The sequence below is a fragment of the Lysinibacillus sp. NPDC097287 genome, assembly GCF_044761695.1.
Taxonomy (GTDB): domain Bacteria; phylum Bacillota; class Bacilli; order Bacillales_A; family Planococcaceae; genus Lysinibacillus.
Genome location: NZ_JBIWCX010000006.1, coordinates 47,271 through 64,348, shown reverse-complemented (window position 1 = coordinate 64,348; position 17,078 = coordinate 47,271). Strand labels below are relative to the sequence as shown.

General features: G+C 37.1%; 12 protein-coding genes. 5 read left to right on the top strand and 7 right to left on the bottom strand.

Annotation, left to right across the window (positions count from 1 at the left end; translation table 11 throughout):
- Positions 1-12: 12 nt before the first annotated feature.
- Positions 13-1,419, bottom strand: coding sequence for a dipeptidase PepV (gene pepV / locus ACIQ2D_RS10490; protein WP_402863485.1), 1,407 nt, complete (start codon positions 1,417-1,419; stop codon positions 13-15).
- Between the two features lie 366 nt (positions 1,420-1,785).
- On the opposite strand from pepV, the gene ACIQ2D_RS10485 reads away from it, so the two are divergent.
- Both ACIQ2D_RS10485 and ACIQ2D_RS10480 read left to right on the top strand, forming a co-directional pair.
- Entirely contained in the window at positions 1,786-2,007 is a 222-nt protein-coding gene (locus ACIQ2D_RS10485; protein WP_053582402.1) for a DeoR family transcriptional regulator, read from the top strand.
- A 144-nt stretch (positions 2,008-2,151) separates the two neighbouring features.
- Entirely contained in the window at positions 2,152-3,324 is a 1,173-nt protein-coding gene (locus ACIQ2D_RS10480; RefSeq protein ID WP_402863480.1) for an MDR family MFS transporter, read from the top strand.
- A gap of 66 nt (positions 3,325-3,390) precedes the next feature.
- On the opposite strand, the gene ACIQ2D_RS10475 is transcribed toward ACIQ2D_RS10480, so the two are convergent.
- The 4 genes from ACIQ2D_RS10475 to asnB form a co-directional block, all read right to left on the bottom strand.
- The gene (locus ACIQ2D_RS10475) at positions 3,391-4,902 is read right to left on the bottom strand and encodes a GGDEF domain-containing protein (RefSeq protein WP_402863477.1); all 1,512 of its coding nucleotides are present in this window, start codon (positions 4,900-4,902) and stop codon (positions 3,391-3,393) included.
- A gap of 241 nt (positions 4,903-5,143) precedes the next feature.
- On the bottom strand, positions 5,144-5,857 hold the full coding sequence (locus tag ACIQ2D_RS10470) for a pseudouridine synthase (protein WP_402863474.1): 714 nt from the start codon (positions 5,855-5,857) through the stop codon (positions 5,144-5,146).
- A gap of 8 nt (positions 5,858-5,865) precedes the next feature.
- Entirely contained in the window at positions 5,866-7,479 is a 1,614-nt protein-coding gene (locus tag ACIQ2D_RS10465) for a putative polysaccharide biosynthesis protein (protein WP_402863471.1), read from the bottom strand.
- Between the two features lie 557 nt (positions 7,480-8,036).
- Positions 8,037-9,884, bottom strand: a complete 1,848-nt coding sequence (gene asnB / locus ACIQ2D_RS10460) for an asparagine synthase (glutamine-hydrolyzing) (RefSeq protein WP_402863468.1) — start codon at positions 9,882-9,884, stop codon at positions 8,037-8,039.
- A 198-nt stretch (positions 9,885-10,082) separates the two neighbouring features.
- On the opposite strand from asnB, the gene ACIQ2D_RS10455 reads away from it, so the two are divergent.
- Complete coding sequence (locus ACIQ2D_RS10455; RefSeq protein WP_402863465.1) at positions 10,083-11,333, top strand: BaiN/RdsA family NAD(P)/FAD-dependent oxidoreductase; 1,251 nt, start codon at positions 10,083-10,085, stop codon at positions 11,331-11,333.
- 121 nt (positions 11,334-11,454) lie between these two features.
- On the opposite strand, the gene ACIQ2D_RS10450 is transcribed toward ACIQ2D_RS10455, so the two are convergent.
- Positions 11,455-12,147 (bottom strand): AIM24 family protein, encoded by a 693-nt coding sequence (locus tag ACIQ2D_RS10450; protein WP_402863462.1) that lies wholly within the window; start codon positions 12,145-12,147, stop codon positions 11,455-11,457.
- A 298-nt stretch (positions 12,148-12,445) separates the two neighbouring features.
- Complete coding sequence (locus ACIQ2D_RS10445) at positions 12,446-13,729, bottom strand: L-lactate MFS transporter (RefSeq protein ID WP_402863459.1); 1,284 nt, start codon at positions 13,727-13,729, stop codon at positions 12,446-12,448.
- A 1,027-nt stretch (positions 13,730-14,756) separates the two neighbouring features.
- Between ACIQ2D_RS10445 and ACIQ2D_RS10440 the strand changes: the two genes are divergently transcribed.
- A complete protein-coding gene (locus tag ACIQ2D_RS10440; RefSeq protein WP_402863456.1) occupies positions 14,757-16,244 on the top strand; it encodes an ATP-binding protein in 1,488 nt (495 codons plus the stop codon).
- Positions 16,241-16,909, top strand: a complete 669-nt coding sequence (locus ACIQ2D_RS10435) for a response regulator (RefSeq protein WP_402863453.1) — start codon at positions 16,241-16,243, stop codon at positions 16,907-16,909. Before ACIQ2D_RS10440 ends, ACIQ2D_RS10435 begins: the two co-directional genes overlap by 4 nt.
- The last annotated feature ends 169 nt before the right edge of the window (positions 16,910-17,078 follow it).

The window sequence follows — 17,078 nt, the reverse complement described above, 5'->3', positions numbered from 1 at the left end:
TTTCTATTTTGTTTATTTGTTACTAGCAAGTTCAACAATTGCTTCTGCATAAATAGCTGCAGCCTTCACTAAATTTTCAACGATGACAAACTCATCTGCACGATGCGCAACATCAGGTTCGCCTGGAAATAGCATACCGAATGCAACACCTTTTTTCATGACGCGTGCATATGTACCGCCACCCGTAGAAAGTAAAGGCGTTTCATAATCACCTGTCTGACGACGATAAACACCCGCAAGCGTTTGGATAAGTTCATCATCCTCACTCACGTAATGAGGTTTAGAATCATCTTGAACATCTAGTGAAAATCCATTTTTCGCTGCTAAGCTTTGCGCTTCCGTAATTTTTTCATCAAATGGATACGATACGGAATAACGCATACTAATGATCATACTACCACCTTGTGACATATCATAGCTTACGATTCCAGGATTCAATGTTGTTTTTCCTGACATTTCATCCTCGAAATCAAGTGCTAGAGCGCTACCATAGTGATCGTTATGGAATACATCTGCAATAAAATCGACAAATTGCTTACTAGCTTCAGTCGTCAACTCTTGTTGTAAAAATGCTGCAAGATGAACAGCGGCATTGATTCCCTTTTCAGGTTCCATTGCATGAGCTGCTTTCCCTTTGATAGCTATTATATAGCGAGAGTCCTCATTTAATAAAGACCCTTCTAGCTGATTTTCTTGCAAAAATGTTTGAAAATTCTGTTCGAAGCGAGGTGGTAGAAGCTGAATTGTTGCTTCAGCTTGTTCAGGTACCATATTTGGGCGCTTTCCTGCATAAAATGTAAGGAGCTGTTCTTCTAACTTATTGCCCTTTTTATTTTGAGAGAACACAAGCTCTGCAATCCCTTTTTCGGCATTTATTAGTGGGAAATCTGCATCTGGAGCAAAGCCAATTGTAGGCATCTCTTCATGTTTGAAGTAATGATCGACACAACGGAAACCTGTTTCTTCATCTGTACCAATAATCATTCGAACACGTTTATTCAACTTAATGCCCGCATCTTTAACAAGCTTCATTGCCATCCACGCTGCTATAGTCGGGCCTTTATCATCAATAGCACCACGCGCAAATAATTTACCATCTGCTATAGTACCGCTAAAGGGTGGGTATGTCCAATTTGCTTCATCACCAACTGGTACAACATCTACGTGACATAAAATGCCGAGTAATTCTTCACCCTCACCCATCTCAATATGCCCTGCGTAGTTATCAATGTTTTTTGTCTGTAACCCTGCCTGTTGACCTTTTGTAAGTAACCATTCAAGTGCTTCTAGCGGACCATTACCAAAGGGCACTTCTGCTGTCGCAGAGCCTTCATCCAATACACTATTAATTTGCACAAGTTCCTGCAACTCTTGTACTAACTCATCTTGTCTTTCCTTTGCAGCTTGTAACCAATCCATTGCGATTACCTCCTTGTGGTTAATAAGATTATTCTACGCTTAACATGGAAAAATTCAATCAACTTTCTTCTGAATTATACGCGAATTTTATCGCTCGTACCTAGCACCACCATATATAGTGCCTTTTTTCGACAATCGCTACCAAATACAGTAGAAGCTTTATGTAAGTATTGTAAATTCCAATCTAATGCACTAGAAAAATGATACGTTTTTTTATATAATGAAGTTATCAGAATAATTGTTCTGATCATACCATTAGAAAAGGGGATGTCTAAGGCAGCAACTTAAGAGCCTAAGTGCACTCCGCACATATTGTCGTCCGCTAGTCTTTGCCAAGAGAATTAAGATGAAGGAGTGGTTCATTTAATGAAACCAACTACTGATCGAATGCTTAATCGTATTAAAGACGTGTACATGTTTATCTTAGACAAAGGGACAGTGTCTACACAGGATTTAGTCGAAGAGTTTAGTATCACTCCTCGCACCGTTCAAAGAGATTTGAACGTGTTAGCCTTTAACGATTTGGTAATGAGCCCAAGTCGAGGCAGATGGACAACGACGAGTAAAAAAGTTAAAATGACATCCTAGTTTTTGCGTAGTAATACGTAGAAGATTTTGTATTAGAAAAAGAATGACCTTTCGTCGGGGTCATTCTTTTTTTCGCCTATTTACAGCCTGCATTCATTCCGTTACACTCGAAACATTCTAGTTGTCAACGAGGGAGCGTTCTACATGAAGGTGACACAATTGTTTCATCCACTTGTTTGGATTATTTTAGGAGGCACTATTTTCACACGCATTGCAAGCTTTATGGCAATGCCTTTTTTAGCAATTTATCTACATAATGAGATTGGTGCATCACCGCTACAAATCGGTCTTACCATTGGTATTGCACCCCTTATTTCCACGTTCGGCGGTTTTTTTGGTGGTTATTTAACAGACCGTTTCGGTAGAAAAAGTGTCATTTTACTAACAATTCTTGTCTGGAGCCTCGTTTTCTTTGGCTTTGCTACTGCTACTGTCATTTGGACGTTCATCGCATTAAATGCTTTGAATGGATTATGTCGCTCTTTCTTTGAACCTTCAACACAAGCACTGATGATTGATTTTACACCAACAACAAAACGAAAAAGACTATTTTCATTACGTTATACAGCAATTAATATTGCTGCTGTCATTGGCCCGATTATAGGCGTTTACATTGCAAGCCTATCTAGTCCAAGCATACCGTTTATATTGACGGGCATCATGTATATTCTTTATGCCGGATTTTTATTGTTCGTTTTGAGTCATTATGAAATGCAACAACCACAAGAAAAGGCACCCAAAAAAATTCTGCATACTTTTATGATTCTATTTTCAAATCGCATACTTCTATGTTTTATTGTTGGAGGGATTTTAATCAACATCGGCTATTCGCAATTCGATTCAACACTTCCTCAACTGATTGAGCTCAAAATTGAAGTTGGTGCCAAGCTGTATTCTCTACTTATCTCACTGAACGCCGCTGTTGTATTGCTATTACAGTTACCCATTAGCATTTTTTCAGAGCGTTTTTCATCTACGTTAACGCTACTCGTCGGTATTGTATTCTTTGCAGTTGGTCTCGTTTTATTCGGTGTGTCTGATAGTTACCCGCTATTCATGATTGCAATGACACTGTTTACAATTGGTGAGATCTTCACCTTTCCAACAATGAATGTCTTGATTGATGAGATTGCACCGGATACCCAAAAGGCTACTTATTTAGGTGCCTCACAATTTAAAAATCTAGGTGGTTTTATTGGCCCAATTATTGGTGGTTGGCTACTAACTCATTATATAGATTCCATGTTTGTAATTATTGCATTACTTGTCTTATGTAGTTCTGTGTTTTACAAAATCGGAGCAAAATTTCGTCAATAGGTTCACAGCCCCTTCGTTTCGGTGATATTTTTTAAAAAAAGAATGACCTCTTGCAAAGGTCATTCTTTATTGCGTATTATCTTTAGCTGCAGCTACTTCATCGTAACTAGAAAATTGGTCTTTCCCCGCATTTTTTGATCGGTAAAGTGCTTGGTCTGCTCTTACAAATAAACTCATTTCAGACTCGACCATATTTTCATAAATTGCGCCACCCATACTCACAGATAATACATCCCAGCTCTTTGTATCCGTATATTTTAAACTACGGAAATTTTGTAGAATCGTATTTGCAAATCGCTGTATTTCATGGTCATCCGTATCATATAGCACAATTGCAAATTCATCACCACCTAATCGTACGACAAAGCCTTCATTTTTCACAGCCTGATTTAAAAGCCTCCCTGTTTCAATGAGCACCTTATCTCCTTCTGCATGGCCAAACTGATCATTTACTTGTTTAAAATTATCCAAATCAATTAATAATAAGCCAGGGGTATTTTCTTTACGCTTTTTCAACAAGCTTTCCATTTTGCTTATGTATGTTGCACGATTGTACACACCAGTTAATGCATCGTAAGTTGCTAAATTAATTGTTTTCGAAAGTAATTGTATAATTACAAGTAGCAGAATAAATGATGTCAACATTGCAATGACTAACAATAACCAAAATTGCTTTGTATTTTTAGAAAGTGCTGCTAGCTCACTAAGATTTCCATACTTCACATACACAATTCGATTTGTTGATTCTCCTCGTATCGTTTCAGCCTCGTATGGTAAAAAGCGAACCGTCTCTACATATCCATTCTCTAGTTGTTTTTTATATTCAGTCGGCTCCATTGTTTTTTTTGCTTTTTTATAATGCTTTTGGAACAATTCCGATTGATCACTTACAACAATACGAGTTTTTTGCGAATCGTCTAAAAAGACTCCCCCCGCTGTAATCGTTTTCACTTCTAATAAATCACTATATTTCTCTACTAACGAATTGGCGGTTTTTACAAAGTTAAACGTATGAAAAACAGGTACGTCATTTAAATTAACACTAAGTTCAAATAAATACTTTTGATCTGGTGTCCCTAAATAGCCAAACTTCCGAATAGCCCCTGTTGTCGTAGATACATCAATACCATCTGTGTAAAAATCTCCACTTTCTCTTCGCTCGTCCAATAAATTAGAGAAATTTTTACAACATTGCGAGAAACTTAACCCTTTATCTTCGGCAAATGTTGTATAAACAACCGTATTCGTTTGGTCTAATATGTATACATCCATCCCGTGCTTTTTTTTCATCTGCTGCAAATCCCACGTTGCGAAATCAGAGTTTTTCTCATAGTAAGACACTAAAGCATTTAACTCTAACTCCATCTGATCAGAAATATTTTTATCAAAATAAAAATGCGCATTATCTACAGTCTGCATATCATTAAGTATATGATCTTCAATCAATGTTTTATTAGTGGCTTCTTGCGCCTGAATGTCTATCAACAACATTTGCCTATTTACATACGACATGACAGCCACAAGTATTAGTGCAAATATTACAAGTGATAATAATAATTTAAACCGTAGTTTTTTCATTTTAGACTCCTTTCATAAAATCATCTACTGTTCTAAATACCCCCTAACCAGCTTCTTGTGAATTCTTGAATACACAATGCAACCATCAATACACTGATAATTCGAAATAATGAAATTCGCAATGAAAATACATAACATATTTATAATTATTTGGTTATAACAATATCATACAATTATATAGGTTAAAAGGGCGCATAATAAAAAACCTTTTGATAGTGCTTAAAACACTATCAAAAGGTTTTTATTCTCTATTTTGTAACGCTGCTAATTCTTCTGATGTTAGTTCGCGGTATTCACCAAGATCTAAACTTTCATCGAGCTTAAGGCTTCCCATCGATAGTCTTTTTAAGTATGTTACTCGTTTACCGACCGCTTCAAACATACGCTTTACTTGATGGAACTTCCCTTCTTGAATTGTCAGCTCTATTTCTGACTGCTCAGCAGATTTTAAAATAACTAACTTACCTGGTTTCGTAACATAGCCATCATCCAATTCTACACCCTGTGCAAATGCTTCACCATCAGCCTCAGTTACAACACCTTCAATTTGTGCATAATACACTTTCGGCACATGCTTTTTCGGTGACAATAAATTATGGGTTAGCGTACCATCATTCGTTAATAATAGTAAGCCTTCTGTATCTTTATCAAGGCGCCCTACAGGAAATGGCTCAAAATGCTGATGTAACGGCTCTAATAAATCTATAACCGTTGCCTCGCGTGCATCCTCTGTAGCAGAAATAACACCTGGAGGTTTGTTCATCATAAAATAAACAAACTCTGTGTAAATTACTCGTTCATCGTAAACCGAAACATCCTGCTTGTCTGGATCCACATGCATCGCTGCATCTTTAACATGAATTCCATCTACAGTAACCGCCTTCTGTTTGAGTAATTGTTTAACTTCTTTCCTTGAGCCATAGCCCATATTCGATAGTAATTTATCTAATCGCATAATGCCTCCTATTTAAAACCAAACTTACTTGTAATTCGTGTTATTCGTTCGCCCAATAGTTTTTGCGCAAGACCTAAACGTAGTGATAAATATCCGTAAACAGCAACGCCCACTGTTGTACAGATCACAGAAAAGACAATCGCCGAGAATTTACTGTCGACAGGTCCCATCACAAACTCTAACAATTTATAAGCAACTACTACATTTAGCGCCATAGTAGCAGTTAAGATAACGATCAACATCACACGACGTACTACCATTTCGGACTTGTAATTGAGTGTTTTCTTTAACACTAACATATTAATAATAATTGTTACACTATAGCCAATTGCCGTTGCTAAAATAGCCCCGTCTGCTTCCATCATGCGAATAAGCGGAATATTGAGCGCCAGCTTCACTAAGATCCCTGATAACAAACTGAACACGATCCACTTTTGGAAATCGATTCCTTGTAAAAGAGCAGCTGTCACTTGGAACAATGCAAACAAAATCGCAACTGGTGCGTAATGCGCTAAAATGGACGCACCCATCTCGCTTTGAGAATACAGTACGAAATATATTTCATTCGCTAATAGCGAGATACCAACAACTGCAGGTAGCGTAATGAAAATTAAAATTTGATATGTTTTATCCATCGCATGACGCAGTGATAAATATTCGCCTTGCGTAAAATATTTTGTAATCGTTGGCACTAATGCCATAGAAAATCCTGTAGCTAACATGACTGGAATGATGACAACCTTATGTGTCGTAAAGTTAATCATTGATAAGTATTTATCTGTTACTGCAGCCTTACCAATTGAATCCATCGCCCCATTAAACGTAAGCATGTCAACTAACTGAAATAACGGATTGGCAATCCCAACAAACACCATTGGAATTGAATACGTAATTACTTCTTTATAAATACTAGAAATCGGTAGCTGTGTAGAAGTTACACTTTGACTACGGAGTAAATTAAATTCTGGTTGGTATTTTTTCCAGTAATAATACAGTACTACTAAACCGCCAATTGCTCCGATGAATGCTGCAAATACGGCAAAGGAAATGGCTGTTTGCGCTGTTCCTTTAAAGACAATTACGACTAAGAACGAGCCACCTAACAGCACCACAATACGAACGATTTGTTCTACTAATTGTGAAATAGCTGTCGGCTCCATTTTTCCATATCCTTGGAAAAAACCTCGCCATAAACTCATAAATGGCACAACAATCAGTGCAAAACTCACCCATCGAATAACAGAGGCTATTTGTTCTACTGTAAATGCTTGCTCATCACTACTAATAACTAGTCCTGCAATTGGTGTCGCAAGCATAAAGAGTGCAATAAACGACAGAAAGCCCGTGATCATCATTATAAGTATGCCGGATTTCATCAGTTTGCGACCAGATTGATAATCGCCAATCGAATTATATTTCGAAACAAACTTTGATACAGCAATAGGCGCTCCTGAGATGGCTACTGCCAGCATGATTGAGTAGGGAATGTATGCATATTGATATAAGGCGATATTTTCTTCACCAACAATTGCATAAAACGGAAAAATATAAATTAAGCCGAGTACCTTCGATAAAAACATTCCCAATGTTAATATCGCAGTACCTTTCATTAAAGAGGACATCGTATCCATCCATTCATTTTTAAAATCATACTTCTTTTAGTGATACACAACGGTCACTTTTACACCTAAAACAAATAAACTAACTGTTATCTTAACATAATCTATAGGAAAACAGACGCATAAATACGCAAAATGTTGCAAAAAGAAGGTGTCTCATAGTATGCGAGACACCTTCTTTTCTGTACTAAAGCAAAGCAATAGCACATAACCAGGCTAAAAAGACACTTCCTGATGGTTCATCACCATACAGTAGGGTTGATTTCCGTTCCAGCTGGGCGCTTTCCTTGGGGCGTCCGATGAGCCGCGCTTCGGGTCAACACGATGTTGGCCACGAAGGCGTTGTCACAGGACGTGACGCTTATAGCCTTCGTTCCCCTATACGCTCGCTCCAGGGTCTCATCTAGGACGCTAATCCCCCAGGAAGCTTTGCTCTGTAGCGAAAGGCGAATGCCGTCAGCTACACTCACCCAGCCTCCACTCCAATCAACAAATATTCTAAAATCAATACGTTATTTAAACAAATGTTATCCCATAATTCTGGTGATAAGCCTTTCTAATTACATATCGACAAAGAATTGTTTATACCAAACAAGGAATACATATACTGTCCAAATATAGCGTCCACGATTTGCTTTACCTACGTAATGCTCATCTAAGTAGCCGACTAATTGATCTGTATCGAAGAACTCCTTCGCAAAATCAGTAGTGAACATTTCTTTAACTAAATTATAGTACTTCTCTTCACGTAACCAGTGACGGATTGGTACTGGGAAACCAAGTTTTGGACGTTTTGCCCATTCCTCTGGTAGTTCTTGATGGGCTGCTTGACGGAGGACATATTTCGTATCAATATCGTTCACACGATACTTAGACGGAATATTTTTTGCAAGCTCCATAACTTCCTTGTCTAAGAAAGGAACACGTAATTCAATAGAGTGTGCCATACTCATTTTGTCAGCTTTTAATAAAATATCACCAGGCATCCAAAGATTTAAATCTAAGTATTGCATTTTAGTCACATCATCATCGCCAGGTACTTCATCGTAAATACGTTTAGTAATTGTTTTGACAGATGGTCCGTTTTTATAGTCTGGTTTTAAAACATTAAGTGCATCATCTTCATCCCAAACGACCGCTTCACCAATGAAACGCTCCTCAACAGTTTGACCGCCTTTTACGAGGAAGTTAGTATATTGGTTTTTCGGTAACGATTCTGCGATACCTCGAAGTGCTTTACGCAGACCAAAAGGCACTTTTTCATACTTTTGCATTCTTCCTGAGTTTTGATACCAAGAATAGCCACCGAAAATTTCATCTGCTCCTTCACCTGAAAGAACAACTGTTACATCTTTCGCTGCTAATTCTGATAAGAAGTATAGCGGCACTGATGATGGGTTTGATTGTGGCTCATCCATATGCCACTGGATTTTAGGTAGCGCTTCAAAGCACTCATCTGCAGAAATGTATTTACGTTCGTTTTGGATGTTTAATGTGTCTGAAAGATCTTTTGCTAAGTTTGTCTCGTTGAACATATCTTCATAGTCCGAGAAACCGACTGAGAATGATTTGTCCGGACGAAGTAACGCTGTAATATAACTTGAGTCGATACCACCCGATAAGAATGAACCAACTTTCACGTCACTAATCTGATGTGCTTCTACAGATTCTTTTACTGTCTCACGAATTTCTTCCACATACTTTTCAATAGGTGCTTCTTTTGCATGGAATTTTTTATCCCAATATTGCACCATCTTTATATCGCCATTTTTGATAATCATATAATGTGCAGGTGGTAACTTGTACACACCTTTGAAGAATGTTTCATCCATTGAAGAATATTGGAATGTTAAATACGGACGTAAAGCGTCTTTATTTAATTCTTTAATGAAAGATGGGTGTGGTAAAAATGATTTAATCTCTGAACCAAAAATGAATGTATTATCAGTTGTATGGCTCGTATAGTAAAGTGGTTTAATACCAAAGCCATCACGAGCGATAAACTGTAAATCATTCTTTTTATCCCAAATACAAAACGCGAACATACCTCGAAGTTGTTTAACGAACTCTACACCATATTCTACATAACCATAAATGATTACTTCACTGTCTGAATGTGTTTTAAACGTATGACCTTTTGCAATTAGGTCTGCGCGTAATTCTTGGAAGTTGAAAATTTCCCCATTAAATACAAGTACGATGTTGCCATCCGCACTGTAAAGAGGTTGGTTTGCAACGTCTGATAAATCAATAATACTTAAACGACGGAAACCTAAAGTTACTGTATCGTCAGTATGAATACCACCGCTGTCTGGACCACGGTGAATAATAGTATTCATCATATTTTCAATTGTTTGATGATGATCAATTACATTTGTTCCGTTAATATAGCCAATAAATCCGCACATCTATTTTTCACCTCATAATTTAGTGCATAACAACTACCATAATAGCACGAATTGCCGTTCATTTCATGCTGTCATTACAGATATGAAATTATAGAACACTTTAGCTCAATTTTCAATGTTAAGTAGTCACCTTAACTATAGGACTTCATGTATAATAGGAAAGATTCATGAAAATGAAAAGAAAGCGAGTTTATATATATGTATGATGTAATTGTTATTGGTGGAGGACCCTCTGGTTTAATGGCTGCTGTAGCCGCAGGGGAACAAAAAAAGAAAGTACTATTACTAGAAAAAGGCACAAAGCTAGGCAAAAAACTAGCAATCTCTGGTGGTGGTCGTTGCAATGTTACAAATAGACTACCTGTAGAAGAAATCGTCAAACATATTCCAGGTAACGGCCGTTTTTTATATAGCCCATTTACGGTTTACAACAATGAAGACATCATTGCCTTTTTTGAAGGACTTGGTGTCGCTTTAAAGGAAGAAGACCACGGACGTATGTTCCCAGTTTCAAATCGTGCTCAGGATGTGGTCGATGCACTTATCCGTCAACTACAACGCCTACATGTAGAGGTGCGTTTAAATACGCCTGTTAGTAAGCTTTTAATGGATGATGACAAAATTCTCGGTGTGCGCCTAGCAGATGGCGTCGAAGTCCGAAGCGAAGCGGTAGTTGTAGCAGTTGGAGGCAAGGCTGTCCCACAAACAGGCTCCACAGGTGATGGCTACCCTTGGGCAGAACGTGCTGGGCATACCATTACTACACTTTTCCCTACTGAGGTACCTGTGTTATCTAAAGAAGATTTCATTCAAAATCGTGAATTACAAGGCTTAGCACTACGTAACGTGGCAGTTTCTGTACTAAATAAAAAAGGAAAAACACTTGTTACACATCAAATGGACATGCTCTTTACACATTTCGGTCTAAGTGGTCCAGCTGTCCTACGCTGTAGCCAATTTGTCGTCAAAGAGCTCATGAAAACTGGCTACGAACCCGTGACAATGCGAATTCAAACGCTAGTTGATTACAACGAAGAAACATGTCTACAATATTTAAACAAGCTCGTGAAAGAAGATCCGAAAAAATCAGTGAAAAACGTCTGGAAGGGTGTTGCACCTGAACGTTGGTTACTGTTCCTATTAGAACGAGCTGGCATTGATGCTCAATTAACAGGGATTGAATTGTCACAAGAAAAAATCCGTAACTTAGCGCGCGAGCTTGTGAACTTTACAATGACTGTCAGCGGCACACAATCACTGGAAAAGGCATTCGTCACAGGCGGCGGAGTTTCGGTCAAAGAAATCGAACCGAAGACAATGGCATCCAAGAAAAAGTCTGGGCTATTTTTCTGCGGAGAGATTTTAGATATTCATGGCTATACTGGTGGCTATAATATTACTTCTGCTCTTGTCACAGGCCGTATCGCAGGAATGAACGCCGCATTATAAAACAATCAAAGCCACCTGGCAACGATTAAATATCGGTTTGCTAGGTGGCTTTATCGTGTTCTATAGTTATCAATAACCAGTAAAACAATAGCTTGGCGTAGATTGTTCGGATATGCTATTACTATTTTTCACTAGATAAATACACTTCCTCAAACGGCTGAATGATTACGAAACCCTCACCTGAAAACGACATTTGAATCGATTCACCACTACCACGTCCGATAAACGTACGGAAGCTAATATCTGTATTAAATTCCGGTGTTAAATTTCCCGACCAAGCTACCGTGGCATGCGGATCAGTATAAACTGTTTCACCTGGTTTCACTAACAACGTTAACGGTTCAAAATGTGTTGTAATCGCTACTTTCCCACTTCCTCGTAGTGTTATATTAAATAAACCACCTGCCATTACCCCTACCATTTTACGCATTAAATGAATATCCCAATCTATGCTCGGCTCAAATGCAAGTAAATCATTGCCGTTTACACAAATGGTCTCATCCTTTAAATCAAAAATTGTAACTTTTTTACCTTGATCAGCTAAATAAAGGCGACCCTTCCCAATCGCTTTCATTAGTTGAGTGCCTTCGCCTGTCAAAGCCTTTTTAAACATTTTAGTAAGCCCATGCTCCAGCACTCGTTCACGTTCAAATTTAATATCTCCTACGTATGAAATCATTGCCCCCATCTTCGACCAAACTTCACCGTCCAAATTAATCTCTAAAACACGCTCAGTTTCTAACTCAAAATATTCGTTCTCGTTATCGTCTTGTTGCGTTTTGTTAACGAATTCACTCAATGCATATTTCACCATTATATGCCCCTCCCCCTTTTAACATTTATATACGTACTTCGCGAAAGAAAAGATTCAATTTTCTAATAATTAAAACACGTTACATTACCACTATGATACCGTTGCAAAATAGCTCTTTTGGTAGCAAAATCCTTTTATTTCCCAAAATGTTGTTGACACCACACAACCACTGTTATATGTTAGGTGAAGAATATTCGTTTGTACTATAACAACGTTGGATATAAAAAAACCGAATAGGGTCATGTGCGAAATGACAACTATCCGGCTAAGTACTTTCAAGTGCGAATTGAAAGTGTTTTTATTGAGCTGTTGTTGAGACGTCTCCAACTTTTTCTACTGAGGCTTGTTGTGCATTCAATGCCATTTGTTTGCGCACATCTGCACGTAAAGTTAAAGAAATAATTAATGAAATAGCAATTAAACCTGTAAATACATAGAATACTGGAATATAACTTCCATAAGAATTTTTGATTGTGCTTACTAAAAGCGGACCAAAAACTCCACCTAATGACCAAGTCGTTAATAGATATCCATGAATCACACCTAGTTGCTTCGTACCAAATAAATCACTTGCGAATGCTGGTAAATTCGAGAAGCCACCACCATAACAACTAACTACTAAGAAAATAAGTGCTTGGAAAATAATAACGTTTGTTGTATGCGGTAACACGATAAATGTTATTAACTGTGCTGTAAAGAAAATAACAAAGACGTTTGAACGACCAATATAATCAGACACAGCTGCCCAAATCAAGCGGCCACCACCATTGAATAACCCCATAATTCCTACCATTGCTGCAGCACCTGCAACTGATAAACCTACGATTTCTTGTGCCATTGGAGATGCCACAGAAATCATCATAATTCCCGCTGTTACATTCACTAAATGCATCGACCATAACATCCAGAAATGTTTTGTCTTTACTGCTTCACGAGCTGTCATAACAGCTAAATCTTTTTTCACTACTTGCTTGCCATTTTCTGATGCTACCTTCATGTTTGCTGGCATATAACCAGGTACTGGAGGTGCAATATATAGAGACCCCAAAATCATTAACGTGAAATAACTTGCCCCTAGAATAAAGTACGTTGTAGAAATACCTACTGCTTCCATCAAATTCGCTGCAACTGGCGCTGTAATCAATGCCCCTGATCCAAATCCTAATACAGCCATACCAGTTGCTAAGCCACGACGGTCTGGGAACCATTTTACTAATGTCGAGACAGGTGCAATATAGCCAATTCCCATACCTAACCCACTAAGTACCCCATATGTAAGCCAGTATAATACAACTGAGTCCATCATAATTGCGACACCCGCACCAGCTTGTCCTGCACCAAACATAACGGCAGCTACCATAGCAGATTTACGTGGACCCATTTTTTCTACCAAGTTACCAAATAGTGCAGCTGCAAAACCCGCAAGCCCCATCATAATGGTAAAGGCGATCGTTACATTCGTTTCACTCCATCCCATCTCTGTGACAATCGGTAGTTTGTATACGCTATATGCATATGCTCCCCCAATTGAAAGATGGATTGCAATTGCTGATAATGCAATTAACCATCTATTTTTATTCATAAATTCTCATTTCTCCCCTCTTTCGCTATATGTGAAGACTTTATGAACTTCCATGTAGAACAATTTACCACTTATAATTATTCAAATGCAAGATGTTTTTCTAAAAATTATTATTTCTCTAAAAAGTAATTTAAATCAAACAATCCATTTCCACATTTATTCCGCTTACAGTCTGTAAGGAAAAAGACGTTTAGCAAACAGTATTTATTACTTTTTTTAGCAAATAATATTTTTCTACTCTATTTATCAAAAAAACATTAACTATTTTAAAATAACTAATTTTGTGTATACTTTCACATATTTTTTACAACTCTCTTCCTATCTTTATGTGTTTTTTCTCATAATCACGAAATTTATCTGCCACTTACAATGAGGAATCCTCGCTTTATTAAACAGAAATATTAAGAATAATAGAGAAATTTTCAACTTTAAAAAGAAAATACCCTCAACATCCATTTTCAAGGGAAACTACCATGCAAAAAACTATATCCTGATAATAGTTTACTTATAAACTTTTTACAAAAACCTTCTTATTTCGTAAATTAACTCCAAAATATTTTTCTGCATCTTTTTATTATTCAAATATATATTTTTTAAAAATATTTATTTTCTTTGTTTGTAAGATACACAGCATTAAACTTAGATACACCAACATCTTCAATCAAATTACCTTATAATAAAATAAAACACAATTGTTATAGTACACAAGTGGAAATAATGTAGTATAGTAAGTTTTGTATTACAACAATCTTTTAGTTTATGTGTATTTGTAATAGAATGAAATTCTTAATTAACTTGACTATGGTAAAATAGGACAAATATACTTATATACCCAAATAAAGTACTTTTTACAGAATTGTTATGCTGGCATCAAAAATACTTTCATAAAAGAGGTGTACATTCTAAAAAAGGTTGCCGCTTTGGTATCCCCTTTTACATACTTATGAAAAATATTTCTTTACGTTTAAAGATGTTTATTTTTTCATTCATTATTGTTATATCGTCTATTGCTACAAGTGGCGCTATTATGATTCATAATCTTGCAGGTGCCTTTGAAAAAGAATTCGGTGCACGCGCTATTGCGATTGCTAGAACTGTCTCGCAGCTTTCGGATATTCAAAATTCTGTGGGTAAACAGGGTGGTTTTGAAATAATCCAACCTATCGCTGAAAGAATTCGATTAGCCACTGATGTCGATTACATCGTTGTGATCGATATGAATCGTATTCGTCACTCACACCCTTCTGAAAGTAAAATCGGTACAGTCTTTGAGGGTGGAGACGAAATAGAAGCTTTTTCGCAGCATGAATACATCTCAAAAGCTCGTGGTGTACTTGGTTACTCAATTCGAGCGTTCGTACCAATCATGAACGAAGCAGGAACGAAGCAGGTTGGTGTCATTACAGTTGGTCTTCTTGCACCAAAATGGTATCAGCTTCTTGATGAATATCAATTTGATATATTAGTGTCGTTATTTTCAGGATTAGCAATAGGTTTGGGAGGCTCAATTTTAGTAGCAACTCACTTAAAACGACAAACGTTCAATTTAGAACCATTTGAAATCGCTCGCCTTGTAGAAGAACGTTCGGGCATTATTCAAGCGATGGATATCGGAATATTGGCAACAGACGAAAAAGGAAATGTAACGTTTATTAACCGATTGGCAAGACAGTATACACATTTCTTTGGACAAACAATATCGAGAAAATCGTTATTTAAAGATACATGGCTTGCGGAGGATACGCTTCAACAATACGAAGCATATCGACCACTTTTGATGTTCGAGCAAATGTATTTAGTACGAACCGTATCTATACGAATTATGGATCAAAATGCCGGCTACCTCATTATGTTGACGAACCGAAAAGAAGCAAATATGCTTGCTGAAGAACTAACTGGCATTAAAATGCTTGTAGATTCGTTGCGTGCACAACAGCATGAATACATGAATCGCCTGCATAGTATCGCCGGGCTAATCCAACTTGAACGTAATGATGACGCCTTAAGTCTTATAATTGATGAAATAACAGATGAGGAAGAAATTATTCAAAGCTTACGTGATAAAATTCACGACTACTCCACTCAAGGCTTAATGCTCGGCAAATATTCACGCGCGAAGGAGCTTGGTGTAGAACTTACGGTCGACGAAGATTCTAACTTAGTCGAATTTATGAGTGGTTTCTCGAGTGGAGATATGGTAACAATAATCGGCAATTTACTCGACAATGCTATGGAGGCCTGTCTAGAAAGTCCACATAAGGATGTTCATTTAACATTAATCGGTGATAGGCATCATTTATTTATTGAAGTACAAGACAGTGGTAAAGGTATTGAAGGAATTCCACAACGAATTTTTGATTATGGCTTTAGTACAAAACAAAAAGAAGGCCGTGGTATTGGCCTCGCACTAATCAAACAAATAGTCGAATCGAACAAAGGAACAATCCAAGTAGAGTCTACTATTAATATTGGGACAACGATTACAATTAAAGCAGGGGTGACTGAAAAACAATGAGTAATCTTTCAGTTTTTATCGTAGAAGATGATCCAATGGTTCTTGAAGTAAACAAAGGTTTTTTAGATAAGATGAATGGTTTTCAGCTAGTAGGTGAGTCTACAAATGGGCGAGAAGCTTATGAAAATATAATAGCCAAGAAACCAAATCTCATTTTACTTGATATGTTTTTACCAGATATGACAGGTATGGAGCTCTTTTTAAAACTTCGTGCTGAGCGTATCCCATCAGATATTATAATGATTACGGCAGCTAGGGATGCACAAACTGTACAAGAAGCACTTCGCCTTGGTGCTATTGATTATCTTATTAAACCATTTCGTTTTGATCGCTTTGAAAAAGCTTTGCAACAGTATAAAGACTCTGCAAAGAAACTTTTAACTACTAATACCTTTAAACAAGAAGATATCGATCAATGGTTGGGAATCCAGTATGAGACAACAGAGCTCCCTAAAGGTCTCAATGACATTACTATGAAACAAATTTTAGATTATTTAATGACAGATCGTGCACCTATTACGTCTGAGCAGCTTGCTCAAAATGTCGGAATGGCTAGAGTAACAGTTCGAAAATATTTAGACTTCTTAGCTACAAAAGGTAGTGTTCATATTAATTTAAAATATGGTACAGTTGGTCGGCCAACAAAATACTACTCTATCAAATAATTATATAAAAAAAGCTTGCAAATCTAGCATTTGCAAGCTTTTTCACTGTTTTAGAACAGTATATAAGAATAGTGAATTGTTATATACCATAAATACCAAAATGTCCATTAATACCATAATATTGTGTATTTCGACATTTAAACTACAATGAGAACAGTCCAGCTGTTAA